Here is a 14,877-nt window from a genome sequence, read left to right as displayed (position 1 = left end):
TGCCCGCGGGAGCGCGGCGCGGCTCGGCCTGATGGCCCTGCCCGTCGCGTTCTTCGCGGTGTTCTTCGCCTGGCCGGTCGCCGCGATCGTGGCGACCGGGCTGAAGGCGGACGGTTCCTGGCACCTCGGGCGGATCGCGGACGTCGTCACGCAGCCGGACATCCGGCACGTGCTGTGGTTCACCACCTGGCAGGCCCTCGCGTCCACCGCGCTGACCCTGCTGCTCGCGCTGCCCGCCGCCTACGTCTTCGCGCGCCTCGACTTCCCCGGCAAGCAGGTCCTGCGGGCCGTGGTCACCGTCCCGTTCGTGCTGCCCACCGTCGTCGTCGGCACCGCCTTCCTGGCCCTGGTCGGGCACGGCGGGCTGCTGGACGAGCTGTGGGGCGTACGGCTGGACACCACGGTGTGGGCGATCCTGCTGGCCCACGTCTTCTTCAACCACGCCGTGGTCGTACGCACCGTCGGCGGCCTGTGGGCCCAGCTCGACCCCCGGCAGGAACAGGCCGCCCGGATGCTGGGCGCGTCCCCGCTGCGGGCCTGGCGGAAGATCACGCTGCCCGCTCTCGCCCCCGCCGTGGCCGCCGCCGCGCTGATGGTGTTCCTGTTCACCTTCACCTCCTTCGGCGTCGTCCAGATCCTCGGCGGCCCCGCCTTCTCCACCCTCGAAGTGGAGATCTACCGCGAGACCTCCGAGGTCTTCGACCTGGCCACGGCCGCCGTCCTCACCCTCGTGCAGTTCGCCGCGGTCGGCGCGATCCTCGTCGTGCACGCCTGGACGGTACGGCGGCGGGAGAGCGCCCTGCGCCTGGTGGACGCCTCCGTCACCGCCCGCCGGCCGCGCGGCGCGGGGCAGTGGACCGTGCTCGCCGGGGTCCTCCTCACCATCGCCCTGCTGGTGGTGCTGCCCCTCGTGGTGCTCGTACGGCGCTCCCTCGACGCGCCCGGCCTCGGCTACTACCGGGCGCTGGCCACCTCCGGGGACGGGACCTTCCTGGTGGCGCCGCTGCACGCGGTGTGGACCTCGCTGGAGTACGCCGCCGCTGCCACCGCGATCGCCGTCCTGGTCGGCGGCCTCGCCGCCGCCGCGCTGGCCCGCCGGGACGCGGGGCGGCTGGTGCGCGGCTTCGACGCCCTGCTGATGCTGCCGCTCGGCGTCTCCGCCGTGACCGTCGGCTTCGGTTTCCTGATCGCCCTGGACGAGCCGCCCCTGGACCTGCGGGAGTCGTGGATCCTGGTCCCGCTCGCCCAGGCGCTGGTCGGCGCCCCCTTCGTCGTACGGACCATGCTGCCCGTGCTGCGCGCGGTGGACGGCCGGCTGCGGGAGGCGGCGGCCGTGCTCGGCGCCTCGCCCTGGCGGGTGTGGCGGGAGGTGGACCTGCCGATGGTGCGCAGGGCCCTGCTGGTCGCGGCCGGGTTCGCGTTCGCCGTCTCGCTCGGCGAGTTCGGCGCGACCGTGTTCATCGCCCGGCCCGACGACCCGACGCTCCCGGTCGCTGTCGCCCGGCTGCTGAGCAGGCCCGGAGACCTCAACTACGGCCAGGCCATGGCCCTTTCCACGATTCTGATGGTGGTGTGCGCGGCCGCGCTGCTCGTCCTGGAGCGGCTGCGCACCGACCGTACGGGGGAGTTCTGATGCCGTCGGACCCGACAGGGGACCAGTTGCTGAGCCTGCGCGGCGCGACCGTGCGCTTCGGCGGGCGGGCCGTGCTCGACGCGGTCGACCTGGACGTCGCCGAGCACGAGGTGGTGTGCGTGCTCGGGCCCAGCGGCAGCGGGAAGTCGACCCTGCTGCGGGCGGTGGCCGGTCTCCAGCCGCTGCACTCCGGGCGGGTGCTGCTCGACGGCCGCGACCAGGCCGGCACGCCCGCGCACCGGCGCGGCGTCGGCCTGATGTTCCAGGACCATCAGCTCTTCCCGCAGCGGGACGTCGGCGGCAACGTGGCCTTCGGGCCGCGCATGCACGGGGTGCCGAGGCGGGAACGGGAGGCGGCGGTCGAGGAGTTGCTGGAACTGGTCGGGCTGCCCGGGTCCGCCCGCCGCGCGGTCGCGGCCCTGTCCGGCGGCGAGCAGCAGCGGGTGGCCCTGGCGCGGGCGCTGGCCCCCCGGCCCCGGCTGCTCATGCTGGACGAACCGCTCGGCCAGCTGGACCGCTCCCTCAGGGAACGGCTCGTGGCCGAACTCCGGGACCTGTTCGGCCGGCTGGGCACGACCGTGCTCGCGGTGACCCACGACCAGGGCGAGGCCTTCGCGCTCGCCGACCGCGTGGTGGTCATGCGGGACGGGCGGATCGCCCAGTCCGGGACGCCGCTGGAGGTCTGGCAGCGCCCCGCCGACGAGTTCGTCGCCCGCTTCCTCGGCTTCGACAACGTGGTCGCGGCGCGCGTCACGGACGCGGCCGCTGACACCCCCTGGGGGAAGCTGCCCGTCCCCGGGGGCTCGCCCCGGGGCGACCGTCCCCTGCTGGTCAGGCCCGCCGGGGTGCGGCTCGTGGAGGCCGGCGAGGGCCTGCCCTGCACGGTGACCGCGCGCACCTTCAAGGGCACCCATGTCTCCGTGCGCCTGCGGCCGCGGGACGGCGGACCGCTCCTGGAGGCGGCCTGCCCGCTCAGGGACGCACCCGGCACCGGCACCGAGGCGCACGTCGCCTTCGACCCCGCGGAAATCGTCGTGCTCGGCGGATCATGACTTCTCTAGGGTGAGCCCATGAAGCCGCTCGCACATGATCGCTATTGCGACGAGATCGCTCATCGGGTGAACCGCCTGAGAGACGTGGTGACTTCGGGCGCCGACCTGTCGGCGACCGTGCCCACCTGCCCGGAGTGGTCGCTGGAACAGCTCCTACGGCACGTGGGCGCGGGGGTGTCCCGGGCGGACGCCCTGGTGCGCGCCCGCTCCCGGGAGAACATCCCGGCGTCCGAGGTGCCCGGGGCGGCGGGCCCGCGGGAGTGGGGTGACGCGCCGGCCCTGGACAAGTGGCTGGGGGAGGCGGGGGAGTCGTTCGTCGCCGCGCTGCGCGAGGCCGGCCCGGACGTCCCCGTGTGGACCTGGATGGGCCTGCGCACCACCGGTGTCTGGGCCCGCCGGATGACCCACGAGACGGTCGTGCACCACGCCGACGCCGCGCTCGCCGCGGGCCTGTCCTGCGAGATCGCGCCCGAGGTGGCCGCCGACGGGCTCGACGAGCTGCTGGAGCTGACCCTCCTGGTGCTGCCGCTCCGGGGCCGGGACGGGGCCCTGCGGGAGGGGTCGGCGCGCTCGGTGCATCTGCACGCCACCGACACCGGCGCGGCCCTGGACGCCGAGTGGCTCATGGAGTTCGGCGCGGGCGGCCTCGGCTGGCGGCGCGGTCACGAGAAGGCGGCCGTCGCGCTGCGCGGCCCGCTCACCGCGCTCCTGCTCGCCTCCTACCGGCGCCTGCCGCCGGACGCCCCCGGCCTGGAGGTGCTCGGCGACCGCGAGGTCCTGGACTTCTGGCTCCAGCGGGCCACCTTCGGCTGACGGTTCCGTGGGCGCCTTCGGCTGACGTGGCCGTCAGCGCCGTAGGGCGTGCGGCGCCGTAGGGCGTACGGCGCCGGCGTGCGGCGCCCAGGCCCGGCGGCGTGCGCACACGGCGGCGGCCCGCCCCCGTGGATTCGGGGACGGGCCGCTGAGCTGTACAGAAGGTGTGCGCAGAGCCTGGCGTCAGCCGGCGCTCTTCGCGCCACGGCGGCGCATGCCGAAGAACACGGCGCCACCACCGATGACGACCAGCGCACCGGCGACACCGGCGATCATGCCGGTGTTGGAGTTCGCACCGGTCTCGGCGAGGTTGGAGTCACCGACCTCGGGAGACGGGGCGTTGCTCTCCTGCGCCGCCGGGGCGGCGCTGCTGCTCGCGGAGTCCGACGGAGCCGGGGACTCCGAGGCCTCGGCGGACTCGGAGGCGCTGGCGGAGGCCGCGGGAGCCGGGGTGGTCGGCTTCGTGTCCTCCGTCGGAGCAGTCGTGGACTCCTCCTTCTTGCAGGCGGTCGACGGGGTCGTCAGCTCGGGGCTGATGTCGGAGTCGACGTTGAACCTGTCGGTCTTGACGTGGATGCGGTAGGCCGTGGAGGCCTTCCAGTCCACCTCGAAGGTGACCTGGGCGCCCTGGCGGGTTCCCTTGACACCTTCCTTCTGCGCGACCTGGGTCTCGTTACCGGCAGCGGTCTTCTCGAACACCGTGATGGTGGCGGGAGTACCGGAGCTGTCGATGTCCGTGACCACGATCTGGCCCTTGTCGCCGGCGCAGTTGGCCTCGGCCTTGAAATCACGGATGTTGCACGCGGACGCGGTGCTGGACAGACCCAGCGCCAGCGCGGCCGAAGCGGAGGCAACACCCAGGATGCGCGCGGAACGGCGCGCGTTACGGCGAGTTATGGACACGTTTGTCCTTTACAGAGTGCATAACTGCGGGGGGTAGAGGGGGACTTGGGCGGCCCACGAGCTGCGCACCAGTGCCCCCACGAGACCCTCAGGTTTATAAGTGCGTCGTAAGAGGTGTCAATCTGTAAGGCGTCAACGGGCGTTGACTTTACCGTCTTGTTAGCGAGCCAGACGTTTGATCGCCCCCGCGGCGTCCTCGATCGCGTCGACCAGGGCGATGCGCGACTCCATGGACCGCCCCCGCGCCAGCGCCCGCAGCAGCGGCCAGGCGGGCAACTCCCCTGTCCAGTGGGCCTCGTCGACGAGCACCATGGGGGCCGGCTCGCCCCGTGACTCGTAGTAGTTCGGCGTGGCGTTGTCGAAGATCTCCTGGACCGTCCCGGCGGCGCCCGGCAGGAACACCACGCCCGCGGTGGAGCGGGCCAGCAGGCCGTCCTCACGCGTTGCGTTGGCGAAGTACTTGGCGATGTGGGCCGCGAACGCGTTCGGCGGTTCGTGACCGTAGAACCAGGTCGGGATGCCGACCGACGCCCCGCCGTCCGGCCAGCGTTCCCGTACCTCGAACGCCGCCCGCGCCCAGTCGGCCACGGACGGCCGGAACGAGGGCGTCTTGGCGAGGATCTGGAGCGCCTCCTCCAGCATGGAGTCCGCGAACGGCGCCGCGTAGGCACCGAGGTTGGCCGCCTCCATCGCGCCGGGGCCGCCGCCGGTCGCGACCGTGAGACCGGCGCGCGTCAGCTCGCGGCCGAGCCGCGCAGCCCCGGCGTAGGCGGGGGTGCCCCGCTCCATCGCGTGGCCGCCCATCACCCCCACCACCCGTGCGCCGGCGAGGAGTTCGTCCAGCGCGTCGGAGACCGCGTCGTCATGGATCGCGCGCAGCGTCGAGGCCAGGACGTCCCCGTCGGACCTGGTCCGCTGGAACCAGGCGTAGGACCGCGCGTCCGGCGTCGCCTCGTAGCCCTCGTCGAGCGAGGCGAACAACTCGGCCGGCGTGTAGACGAAGCCCCGGTACGGATCGAAGGGCAGCCCCGGGACGGGCGGGAACACGAGGGCGCCGGCCGATCCGACGTGCGCGGCGGCCTCGGGTTCCATCGGGCAGCCGAGGAAGACGGCCTCCGTGGCGTCGAGACCGAGCAACTGGGCGGTACGGCCGGTCAGATCGACGGCCTGCACGCGGAACCGTGCCAGCGTCCCGTGCTCGGCGACGACCTCGTCGAACTCGGCCAGGGACTCTATCTCGCGGTCGTGGGCGGCTCGGCCGGACCGAGCGGATGTCGGATGCATCCGGCCATGCTGGCACGGGCCCCCGGCTCCCCGGGCCCCTCGGGACCCGACCGGGGGGTCAGCCCTGGACGGCCGCCGGGTCCATCCACATGACCTCCCAGCTGTGGCCGTCGAGGTCGTCGAAACCGCGGCCGTACATGAAGCCGTGGTCCTGGGTCTCGCCGCTCGCCGTGCCGCCCGCCGCGACGGCCCGGTCCACCAGCTCGTCCACCTTCTCCCGGCTCTCGGCGCTCAGGCACAGCAGCACCTCGGAGGACTTCGCCGGATCGGCGATCTCCTTCTTCGTGAAGCCCGCGTAGTGCTTCTTGCTGAGCAGCATCACGACGATGGTCTCGCTGATCACGACACAGGTGGAGTCCTCGCCGCTGAACTGCGGGTTGATCGCGAAGCCGAGGGCGGTGAAGAACCTCTTCGACGCCTCGACGTCGTCGGTGGCCAGGTTCACGAAGATCATCTGCTGGTACACGGGGTGTCTCCCTGGAGTTCTCGCATTTTTCGTCGTCCACCGGTGAAGACACCGGGCCGCCGGAGAACTCATCGGCGGCCCGGGGGCTTTTTTCACCGGCGGCGGGGTGCGGGCCGGTGCGGGGGGTGTGCGCGGCCGGCCGGTCAGCGGGCCAGCACCGCCAGATTGGCGATCAGGAGCGTCAGCGGTACGAACAGGGCGAGCAGCGCGGCGGCGCGGAGAGCGGCGGCACCGCGCAGCATCGAGGCGGGAGCGCCGAGGCGGAGCAGGGCGGCGGTGGTCCCGGCGCGGGACTGACGGGCCTCGACGGCGGCCGTCAGCAGGGTGGCCAGCGTGCAGCCGGCGACCACGGACGAGCCGAGGGCGGTCAGCGGGCCGAACGCGGGCGCCGAGGCGTCCGGTACGGCCGTCATGGCACAGGCGGCGGCCGCCACGGCGCAGACGATGCCGAGCGGGCGGCCGACGCGCGTGGCCTCCGCCATCAGCACCCGGCCCGCCAGCAGCCGCAGCGCCCCGGGCTGGGCGGACTGCAGGAGCCTGCCGCACAGGTGGGTGAGGCCGGGTGCGGCGAGCACCAGTCCGAGGGCGGTGAGGATCCAGCCGCCCAGCACCGCGACCGGTTCGGCGGGCAGGGCGGTCAGGGAGAGCGCGGGCCGGGTGCGGCCCGCGTAGGTCTGCACGGCGAGACCGGCGGCGATCAGGGTGATGCCCCAGGGCAGCCCGGCCGGCGCGGCGCGGGGCGGCGCGGGTTCGGGCAGCGCCCGCGACCACTCCGCGCCAGCGTCCCCGGTGCCCGCGCCCTCGGCATCGGAGGAAAGGGCGGCGCCGGGCGCTGCGTCGTCCGCGATCGCACGCACCTCGGGAGCTCCGGGCGCCGCGTCCGGGAGGACGGCCTCCGCGGCCGCCCCGGCGGGTGCCCCGGCGTCCGGGCCCTGCGCGGCGCCGGCCTGCTGTCGTACGAGCTCGGGTTCGGTCCGCCGTACCGGGCCGGCCTCCGCGGGCCCCGCCGGGGCGGCCGCCAGGCGTCCCGCGGCGGTACGCAGCCGTGCGCCGAACCCGCCGTGGGCGGCGGAGGTCTCCCGGGCCCCGGCCGCGCGCGGGTCCCTGGGGCGCAGGGCGAGCGCGACCGTCGCCGAGGCGATCGCCGGGACCAGGCCCAGCAGCGTCAGGGCCGCCGGGACCGGCAGGGGGCGGCCGGCCGCCAGGAACTGCGCGGCCGCGCCGTCGAAGGGCATGCCGGACAGGTCGCCCCGCAGGTGCAGGAAGAACAGCAGGGCCAGCGTCGAGCCGAGGAGGCAGGCGAGGGCCGTGGTGAGCGCCGAGATCGCCATCAGGCGGCCCGGGCCGAGGCCGATGGCCGACAGGCCCGGCCGGGGCCGGGTACCGGGGTCGGTGCGGGCCACCGCGAGCGCGAAGTACACGGTGGCGGCGAGCGGGACCACGCACCAGACCAGGCGCAGCGCGGCCGCTCCCGGCTGCTCGGGGTGGCCCAGCGCGTAGCCGAGGGCGCCCAGCAGCAGGAAGCCGGTGCCCGCCGAGGCCGCGGCCACCAGCAGGCGGCGCAGCTGGACGGCGGGCCGGGCGGCGCGGGTCAGACGGAGAGCGAGCACGTGGCCCGGCCTTCCGTCTCCTCCGGGAGGTCCGGCAGGTGCACGGTCTTCACACGGCGGCCGTCCAGCAGCGCGACCGTACGGTCGGCGAGGGCGACGGTCTCGGGGTCGTGCGTGGCGAGGACCACGGTGATGCCGTGCGAGCGGGCGGCCGTGGTGAGCGTGCGCAGGACGTGCGCGCGGTCGGCGCGGTGCAGCGGGGCCGTCGGCTCGTCGGCGAACAGCACCGTGGGCCCGGGGGCGAGCGCGCGGGCGATGGCCACACGCTGGCGTTCGGCCTGCGTCAGCTCGTGCGGGCGCCTGCGGGACCGCTCGCCGACGTCCAGCCGCTCCAGCCACTCGAGGGCGGCGACCTTGGCCCGGCGCCGGCCGGTGCCGCGCAGCATGAGGGGGAGCGCGGCGTTCTCCCAGACGTTCAGTTCGGGTACGAGCGCGGGGACCGGGTCGATCCAGCCGAACCGGTCGCGGCGCAGCCGTTCCCGGGCCATCGGGCCCAGGGTGTGCACCGGCGAGCTGTTGAACCAGACCTCGCCCTCGCGCACCCGGACCATCCCGGAGAGGCAGTGCAGCAGGGTCGTCTTGCCGCTGCCGCGCGGGCCGGTGACGGCGAGGATCTCGGCCTCCCGCACCCCCAGCGAGACCCCGGCGATCCCGGGCGAGCCGTCGGGGTGCGTGAAGTGCAGGGAGCGTGCCCAGAGCACGTCGTTGTCCGGCGGGGCCTCCATGGCGTACACCTCGGTTCTGATCCGTTTTCCCTTGCCTCATCCCCCGTCCGGGTGAACGAAGGCAGGGCCGATCGGTCACTGGCACGCTAGGCGGGTCGCGCGGCGCTGCCCGGACAGCACACGGCCCCGGGTCGCCGTTCTCACTCGAACGGACGGCTCCGGGGCCGTGTTGATCATCCAGGCGGATGATCGGAGCGTCGTGGCCGGTCGCGGATCCCCCGGATCAGGGGGCGGGATCAGCGGGCCGGACGGCTCAGAGCCTGGCCCACGCCTCGGTGAGGGTGGCGCGCAGGATCTGCTCGATCTCGTCGAAGGTCTTCTGGTCGGAGATCAGCGGCGGGGCGAGCTGGACGACCGGGTCGCCGCGGTCGTCGGCACGGCAGTACAGGCCGTTCTCGAACAGCGCCTTGGAGACGTAGCCGTAGAGGATCCGCTCGGTCTCCTCGGCGTCGAACGACTCCTTGGTGTTCTTGTCCTTGACCAGCTCGATGCCGTAGAAGAAGCCGTTGCCGCGGACGTCGCCGACGATGGGCAGGTCGTGCAGCTTCTGGAGGGTCTGAAGGAAGGCGCCCTCGTTGTCCAGGACGTGCTGGTTGAGGTTCTCGCGCTCGAACAGGTCGAGGTTGGCGAGGCCGACGGCCGCGGAGACCGGGTGGCCGCCGAAGGTGTAGCCGTGCAGGAAGACGTTGTCCTCCTTGTAGAACGGCTCGGCGATCCGGTCGGAGACGATGCAGGCGCCGATCGGGGAGTAGCCCGAGGTCATGCCCTTGGCGCAGGTGATCATGTCCGGCACGTAGCCGAACTTGTCGCAGGCGAACATCGTGCCCAGGCGGCCGAAGGCGCAGATGACCTCGTCCGACACGAGCAGGACGTCGTGCCGGTCGCAGATCTCGCGCACCCGCTGGAAGTAGCCGGGCGGCGGCGGGAAGCAGCCGCCGGCGTTCTGCACCGGCTCCACGAAGACCGCGGCGACCGTGTCCGGGCCCTCGAAGAGGATCTGCTGCTCGATCTGGTCGGCGGCCCAGCGGCCGAAGGCCTCCGGGTCGTCGCCGAACACCGGGGCGCGGTAGATGTTGGTGTTCGCGGCCTTGTGCGCGCCCGGCACCAGCGGCTCGAAGGGGGCCTTCAGGGCCGGCAGGCCGGTGATGGCGAGCGCGCCCTGCGGGGTGCCGTGGTAGGCGAGCGAACGGGATATGACCTTGTGCTTGAGCGGCTTGCCCCGGAGCTTGAAGTACTGCTTGGCGAGCTTCCAGGCGGTCTCGACGGCCTCGCCGCCGCCGGTGGTGAAGAAGACCTTGTTGAGGTCGCCCGGGGCGTAGTCGGCCAGGCGCTCGGCCAGCTCGATGGCCTTGGGGTGGGCGTAGGACCACACCGGGAAGAAGGCCAGTTCCTGGGCCTGCTTGAAGGCGGTCTCGGCGAGTTCGGTGCGGCCGTGACCGGCCTGGACCACGAACAGTCCCGCGAGACCGTCGAGGTAGCGCTTGCCCTTGTCGTCGTAGATGTAGGTGCCCTCACCCCGGACGATGGTCGGGACGGGGGAGTGCTCGTACGAGGACATGCGGGTGAAGTGCATCCACAGGTGGTCGTACGCGGTGCGGCTGAGGTCCTTCTCGGTCACGGTTATCGGGTTCCCCACATGTAGGTCTGCTTCTTGAGCTTGAGATAGACGAAGCTCTCGGTGGAGCGCACTCCGGGCAGGGCCCGGATGCGTTGGTTGATGACGTCCAGCAGATGGTCGTCGTCCTCGCAGACGACCTCGGCGAGGATGTCGAACGAGCCCGCGGTCATCACCACGTACTCGACCTCCGACATGCCGGTCAGCGCGTCCGCGATCGACTCGACATCACCCTCGACATGGATCCCGACCATCGCCTGCCGGCGGAAGCCCACGGTGAGCGGGTCCGTGACGGCGACGATCTGCATCACGCCCTGGTCCAGCAGCTTCTGCACCCGCTGGCGCACGGCCGCCTCGGACAGCCCGACGGCCTTGCCGATGGCGGCGTACGGCCGCCGGCCGTCCTCCTGGAGCTGCTGGATGATGGCGAGGGAGACGGCATCCAGCTGGGGAGTGCCGTTCCTGGACTCGCGGGGCGAGTCCCTCCTGGACTCGCGGGACGAGTCCCTCTGCTCTGCGCTTCGACTGGCCACGGCCTCACTGTGCACGACGTCTCGACAGTTTCGCAAGGCTTGATCGATGAAATTCGTTGTTTGGGAGTGCCTACTCTGCGGATTTCGCAGGAGTGGGCGGTTCGGGGGTGTTGAAAACGTGGGTGTCCGGACTAGGGTGGGGTGTCTCAGTCACTGGACAGCCGGACCGGCTGGACACACTGCACAGCTCGAACCCTTGAACCAGATCAGGAGGCCGGCAGTGAGCACGGAGCTGCGTCGTCTGCGCAACCACATCGACGGTGAGTCCCGGGACGCCGCCGACGGACGGACCACCGAGGTGGTCAACCCCGCGACGGGCGAGGCGTACGCGACCGCGCCGCTGTCCGGTCAGGCGGACGTGGACGCCGCCATGGCGGCCGCCGCCACGGCCTTCCCCGCCTGGCGCGACACGACCCCCGCCGAGCGGCAGAAGGCCCTGCTGAAGATCGCCGACGCGTTCGAGGAGCGCGCCGAGGAGCTGATCGCGGCCGAGGTGGAGAACACGGGCAAGCCCACCGGGCTGACCCGCTCCGAGGAGATCCCGCCGATGGTCGACCAGATCCGCTTCTTCGCGGGCGCGGCGCGGATGCTGGAGGGCCGGTCGGCCGGCGAGTACATGGACGGGATGACCTCGATCATCCGCCGTGAGCCGGTCGGCGTCTGCGCCCAGGTCGCCCCCTGGAACTACCCGATGATGATGGCCGTGTGGAAGTTCGCCCCGGCGATCGCGGCCGGCAACACGGTCGTGCTGAAGCCGTCGGACACCACCCCGGCCTCCACCGTCCTGATCGCCGAGATCCTCGGCTCGATCCTGCCCAAGGGCGTCTTCAACGTCGTCTGCGGCGACCGTGAGACCGGCCGCATGATGGTCGAGCACCCGACCCCGGCGATGGCCTCCATCACCGGCTCGGTGCGCGCCGGCATGTCCGTCGCCGAGTCCGCCTCCAAGGACCTCAAGCGGGTCCACCTGGAGCTGGGCGGCAAGGCGCCGGTCGTCGTCTTCGAGGACACCGATATCGCGAAGGCCGTCGAGGACATCTCCGTCGCCGGCTTCTTCAACGCCGGCCAGGACTGCACGGCGGCCACGCGGGTGCTGGTCCAGGAGTCGATCCACGACGAGTTCGTGGCGGCGCTGGCGAAGGCCGCGTCCGAGACGAAGACCGGGCAGCCGGACGACGAGGACGTGCTCTACGGCCCGCTGAACAACCCCAACCAGCTGGCGCAGGTCACCGGGTTCATCGAGCGCCTCCCCGCCCACGCCAAGGTCGAGGCGGGCGGGCAGCGGGTCGGCGACAAGGGCTACTTCTACGCCCCCACCGTCGTCTCCGGCCTGAAGCAGGACGACGAGATCATCCAGAACGAGGTCTTCGGCCCCGTGATCACCGTCCAGTCCTTCACCGACGAGGACCAGGCCGTGGAGTGGGCCAACGGTGTCGACTACGCCCTCGCCTCCTCGGTGTGGACCAAGGACCACGGGCGCGCGATGCGGATGTCCAAGAAGCTGGACTTCGGGTGTGTGTGGATCAACACGCACATTCCGCTGGTCGCGGAGATGCCGCACGGCGGGTTCAAGAAGTCGGGCTACGGCAAGGACCTGTCGGGGTACGGGTTCGACGACTACACGCGGATCAAGCATGTGATGACTTCGCTCGACGCGTAGCCCCTCCGGGGGGTCGGCGGGGGTCGGTTGCTGTTGGTGTCGGGGTGCGGGGCTGTTGGTGGCTCTGCACCCCGGTGCGTTTTTCTGTGCGGGTGGGTGGGGGCTGGTCGCGCAGTTCCCCGCGCCCCTGGGGGGGGTGAGGGTCGGGGTTCTCTGCGGGTGGGTGGGGGGTCTTTCGCGCGGTTCCTCGCGCCCCTTCGGGGTGGGGGGGCGGGGTTGGGCGGGGAGTTTCTCGCGCTCCTGGGGAGGTGGGGGGCGATTTCTTGTTCTTCGGGGGGAGGCGGCACACTTCCGGGGTGCACCGGACTTCCCCTTTTTCCGCCTCTGTGTCCCGCCGCTCGCTGCTGCGCGCGCTCGGGGGTACCGCCGCGGCCGGCGCGCTGGCCGGCTGCGGGGTGCGGGGCGCCTACGTCCAGCCCGGCGAGCGTGCCGTGGCCGACAGGTCCGCCGCGGACCGGAGTCTGGTCTTCGCGAACTGGCCGCTGTACATCGACACCGATGACGACGACCCGCAGAAGCGGCCCACGCTGGACGCCTTCGAGAAGCGCACCGGCATCTCCGTCGACTACGTCGAGGAGATCAACGACAACGACGAGTTCTTCGGCAAGATCAGCCCGGCGCTGATGAACCACCAGCCGACCGGCCGCGACCTGATCGTCATCAGCGACTGGATGTGCGCCCGTTACGTGCGCCTCGGCTGGGTGCAGCGGATGGACCGCGCCCACCAGCCCAACGTGGCTAAGTACCTCGACCCGCTGCTGCGCTCGCCCGCCTTCGACCCGGGCCGCATGTTCACGCTGCCCTGGCAGTCCGGGATCACCGGCATCGCCTACGACCGCCGCAAGCTGGGCCGCGAGATACGCGGCGTGAAGGACCTGTGGGCGAGCGACCTCAAGGGCCGGGTGACCCTGCTCTCCGGTCTCGACGAGGCGTTCGCGCTGCTGATGCAGGGCAACGGCGTCGACATCACCCGCTGGCGGCCCGCCGACTTCCACGCCGTCTGCGACGAGGTGGAGCGCCAGGTCCGCCGCGGCCAGATACGCCGCTTCACCGGCAACGACTACACCAAGGACCTGGTCAGCGGTGACGTCCTCGCCTGCCAGGCCTACTCCGGCGACGTGATCCAGCTCCAGGCGGACAACCCCGACATCCGGTTCGTCGTCCCCGAGGAGGGTGCCGAACTCTGGTCCGACTCCCTCATGATCCCGGACCGGGCGAGCCACAAGGCCAACGCCGAGCGCCTGATGGACTACTACTACGACCCCGAGGTCGCCGCGGAGCTCGCCGCCTGGGTCAACTACGTCTGCCCGGTCCCGGCGGCCAAGGAGGTCCTCGCCGCCTCCAAGGACAAGGACACGGCGGCCCTCGCGGACAACCCCCTGATCTTCCCCGACAGCACCATGCGCGAACGCCTCGCCATCGCCCGTGACATCACGTCCACGGAACGGCTGGAGTTCGCCAAGCGGTGGAACGCGATCGTGGGGCTGTAGGACTCGTCTGCTCCCACGCCGGTCCCCTCACCCCCCGTGAGTGTGACCGGCATCACAGTGCGCCCGCTCTTGTTGTCAGGTCATCATATGACCTGACCGTCGGCGACGAGGCCTGGCAGTGAGGTGCGTCGGGCGTCCGGACGGCAGAGCGAGACAAGGATGTTGCGCATGAACGACCAGGAGAGGTCCGCCCCGCCGCGTGTCGGTGTGGTGGGACTCGGGGCCATGGGGCTCGGGATGGCGCGTAGCCTGCGGAGCGCGGGGTACGACGTGGGGGTCCACGACCTGCGGGCCGACGTGGCGGCGGAGTTCGCCCGGGAGGGCGGCACCGCGTACGCGACCCCGGCCGAACTGGCCTCCGTCGTCGATGTCCTGGTCGGCGTCGTGGTCAACTCGGCACAGACCGAAGCGGTGTTGTTCGGTGAGGGCGGGGCCGTCCCGCGGCTGCGGCCCGGCGCCGTGTTCGTGATGTGCTCCACCGTGGACCCCGCCCGGTCCGCCGAACTCGCCGACCGGCTGGCCGAGTCGGGCGTGCTCTACCTGGACGCTCCCGTCTCCGGCGGTGCCGTGCGTGCCGCGGCCGGCGAGCTGACCATGATGACCTCCGGGCCGGCCGAGGCGTACGCCCTCGCCGGACCCGTGCTCGACGCCATGAGTGCCACGGTCTACCGCCTGGGCGAGAGCGCCGGGCTCGGCTCCAAGGTCAAGGTGGTCAACCAGCTTCTCGCGGGCGTGCACATCGCCGCGGCCGCCGAGGCGATGGCGCTCGGCATCCGGGCCGGGGTGCCGGCCGAGGCGCTGTACGAGGTCATCACCCACAGCGCGGGCAACTCATGGATGTTCGAGAACCGCATGGCGCACGTGCTCGCCGGTGACTACACGCCCCTGTCGGCGGTCGACATCTTCGTCAAGGACCTCGGGATCGTCCTCGACTCCGCCCGCCCCGAGCGGTTCCCGCTGCCGCTCGCCGCCACCGCCCACCAGATGTTCCTCCAGGCCGCGGCGGCCGGCCTCGGCGGCGAGGACGACAGCGCGGTGATCAAGATCTTCCCCGGCATCGACCTGCCGGAGCCGACGGAGGGCTCGAACTGAC

At 72.3% G+C, this 14,877-nt stretch carries 13 protein-coding genes; 6 read left to right on the top strand and 7 right to left on the bottom strand.

Annotated features, from left to right (window positions below; all coding sequences use genetic code 11):
* The first annotated feature begins 31 nt into the window (after nucleotides 1-31).
* The 3 genes from ACIPRD_RS00475 to ACIPRD_RS00465 are packed head-to-tail and all read left to right on the top strand — an operon-like array spanning nucleotide 32 to nucleotide 3,498.
* Nucleotides 32-1,633, top strand: coding sequence for an ABC transporter permease (locus ACIPRD_RS00475; RefSeq protein WP_401559975.1), 1,602 nt, complete (start codon nucleotides 32-34; stop codon nucleotides 1,631-1,633).
* The gene (locus ACIPRD_RS00470; protein ID WP_356404253.1) at nucleotides 1,633-2,685 is read left to right on the top strand and encodes an ABC transporter ATP-binding protein; all 1,053 of its coding nucleotides are present in this window, start codon (nucleotides 1,633-1,635) and stop codon (nucleotides 2,683-2,685) included. The genes ACIPRD_RS00475 and ACIPRD_RS00470 overlap by 1 nt, the downstream gene beginning before the upstream one ends.
* Nucleotides 2,686-2,703: 18 nt before the next feature.
* Nucleotides 2,704-3,498, top strand: coding sequence for a maleylpyruvate isomerase family mycothiol-dependent enzyme (locus ACIPRD_RS00465; RefSeq protein ID WP_401558754.1), 795 nt, complete (start codon nucleotides 2,704-2,706; stop codon nucleotides 3,496-3,498).
* Between the two features lie 183 nt (nucleotides 3,499-3,681).
* Here the strand turns inward: ACIPRD_RS00465 and ACIPRD_RS00460 are convergent, their stop codons facing one another.
* The 7 genes from ACIPRD_RS00460 to ACIPRD_RS00430 form a co-directional block, all read right to left on the bottom strand.
* Complete coding sequence (locus ACIPRD_RS00460; RefSeq protein WP_356404258.1) at nucleotides 3,682-4,401, bottom strand: LAETG motif-containing sortase-dependent surface protein; 720 nt, start codon at nucleotides 4,399-4,401, stop codon at nucleotides 3,682-3,684.
* Between the two features lie 159 nt (nucleotides 4,402-4,560).
* A complete protein-coding gene (locus ACIPRD_RS00455; RefSeq protein WP_401558751.1) occupies nucleotides 4,561-5,685 on the bottom strand; it encodes an LOG family protein in 1,125 nt (374 codons plus the stop codon).
* A gap of 58 nt (nucleotides 5,686-5,743) precedes the next feature.
* Complete coding sequence (locus ACIPRD_RS00450) at nucleotides 5,744-6,151, bottom strand: VOC family protein (RefSeq protein ID WP_356404262.1); 408 nt, start codon at nucleotides 6,149-6,151, stop codon at nucleotides 5,744-5,746.
* Between the two features lie 143 nt (nucleotides 6,152-6,294).
* Nucleotides 6,295-7,761 (bottom strand): hypothetical protein, encoded by a 1,467-nt coding sequence (locus ACIPRD_RS00445; RefSeq protein WP_401558747.1) that lies wholly within the window; start codon nucleotides 7,759-7,761, stop codon nucleotides 6,295-6,297.
* On the bottom strand, nucleotides 7,743-8,486 hold the full coding sequence (locus tag ACIPRD_RS00440; protein ID WP_356404266.1) for an ATP-binding cassette domain-containing protein: 744 nt from the start codon (nucleotides 8,484-8,486) through the stop codon (nucleotides 7,743-7,745). Before ACIPRD_RS00440 ends, ACIPRD_RS00445 begins: the two co-directional genes overlap by 19 nt.
* 253 nt (nucleotides 8,487-8,739) lie before the next feature.
* Complete coding sequence (locus tag ACIPRD_RS00435) at nucleotides 8,740-10,122, bottom strand: aspartate aminotransferase family protein (RefSeq protein WP_356404268.1); 1,383 nt, start codon at nucleotides 10,120-10,122, stop codon at nucleotides 8,740-8,742.
* The gene (locus ACIPRD_RS00430; protein ID WP_356404370.1) at nucleotides 10,107-10,649 is read right to left on the bottom strand and encodes an Lrp/AsnC family transcriptional regulator; all 543 of its coding nucleotides are present in this window, start codon (nucleotides 10,647-10,649) and stop codon (nucleotides 10,107-10,109) included. Before ACIPRD_RS00430 ends, ACIPRD_RS00435 begins: the two co-directional genes overlap by 16 nt.
* A 205-nt stretch (nucleotides 10,650-10,854) precedes the next feature.
* Here ACIPRD_RS00430 and ACIPRD_RS00425 point away from each other — a divergent pair, with 205 nt between their 5' ends.
* The 3 genes from ACIPRD_RS00425 to ltnD all read left to right on the top strand — a co-directional run bounded on the left by ACIPRD_RS00425 (nucleotide 10,855) and on the right by ltnD (nucleotide 14,876).
* On the top strand, nucleotides 10,855-12,294 hold the full coding sequence (locus tag ACIPRD_RS00425) for a gamma-aminobutyraldehyde dehydrogenase (RefSeq protein ID WP_401558743.1): 1,440 nt from the start codon (nucleotides 10,855-10,857) through the stop codon (nucleotides 12,292-12,294).
* Nucleotides 12,295-12,620: 326 nt separating this feature from the next.
* A complete protein-coding gene (locus ACIPRD_RS00420) occupies nucleotides 12,621-13,784 on the top strand; it encodes a spermidine/putrescine ABC transporter substrate-binding protein (protein WP_401558740.1) in 1,164 nt (387 codons plus the stop codon).
* Between the two features lie 168 nt (nucleotides 13,785-13,952).
* Entirely contained in the window at nucleotides 13,953-14,876 is a 924-nt protein-coding gene (gene ltnD / locus ACIPRD_RS00415; RefSeq protein ID WP_401558737.1) for an L-threonate dehydrogenase, read from the top strand.
* The last annotated feature ends 1 nt before the right edge of the window (nucleotide 14,877 follow it).

The organism is Streptomyces sp. NPDC090108, from assembly GCF_044747185.1.
GTDB lineage: Bacteria > Actinomycetota > Actinomycetes > Streptomycetales > Streptomycetaceae > Streptomyces.
The sequence above is the reverse complement of the archived record's forward strand: the minus strand, read 5'-3'. Positions and strand labels throughout refer to the sequence as shown.

Coding starts and splice junctions, on each gene's coding strand:
- ACIPRD_RS00465 (WP_401558754.1), top strand. CDS start 2,704: ATGAAGCCGCTCGCACATGATCGCTATTGCGACGAGATCGCTCATCGG.
- ACIPRD_RS00475 (WP_401559975.1), top strand. CDS start 32: ATGGCCCTGCCCGTCGCGTTCTTCGCGGTGTTCTTCGCCTGGCCGGTC.
- ACIPRD_RS00455 (WP_401558751.1), bottom strand. CDS start 5,685: ATGCATCCGACATCCGCTCGGTCCGGCCGAGCCGCCCACGACCGCGAG.
- ACIPRD_RS00470 (WP_356404253.1), top strand. CDS start 1,633: ATGCCGTCGGACCCGACAGGGGACCAGTTGCTGAGCCTGCGCGGCGCG.
- ACIPRD_RS00440 (WP_356404266.1), bottom strand. CDS start 8,486: ATGGAGGCCCCGCCGGACAACGACGTGCTCTGGGCACGCTCCCTGCAC.
- ltnD (WP_401558737.1), top strand. CDS start 13,953: ATGAACGACCAGGAGAGGTCCGCCCCGCCGCGTGTCGGTGTGGTGGGA.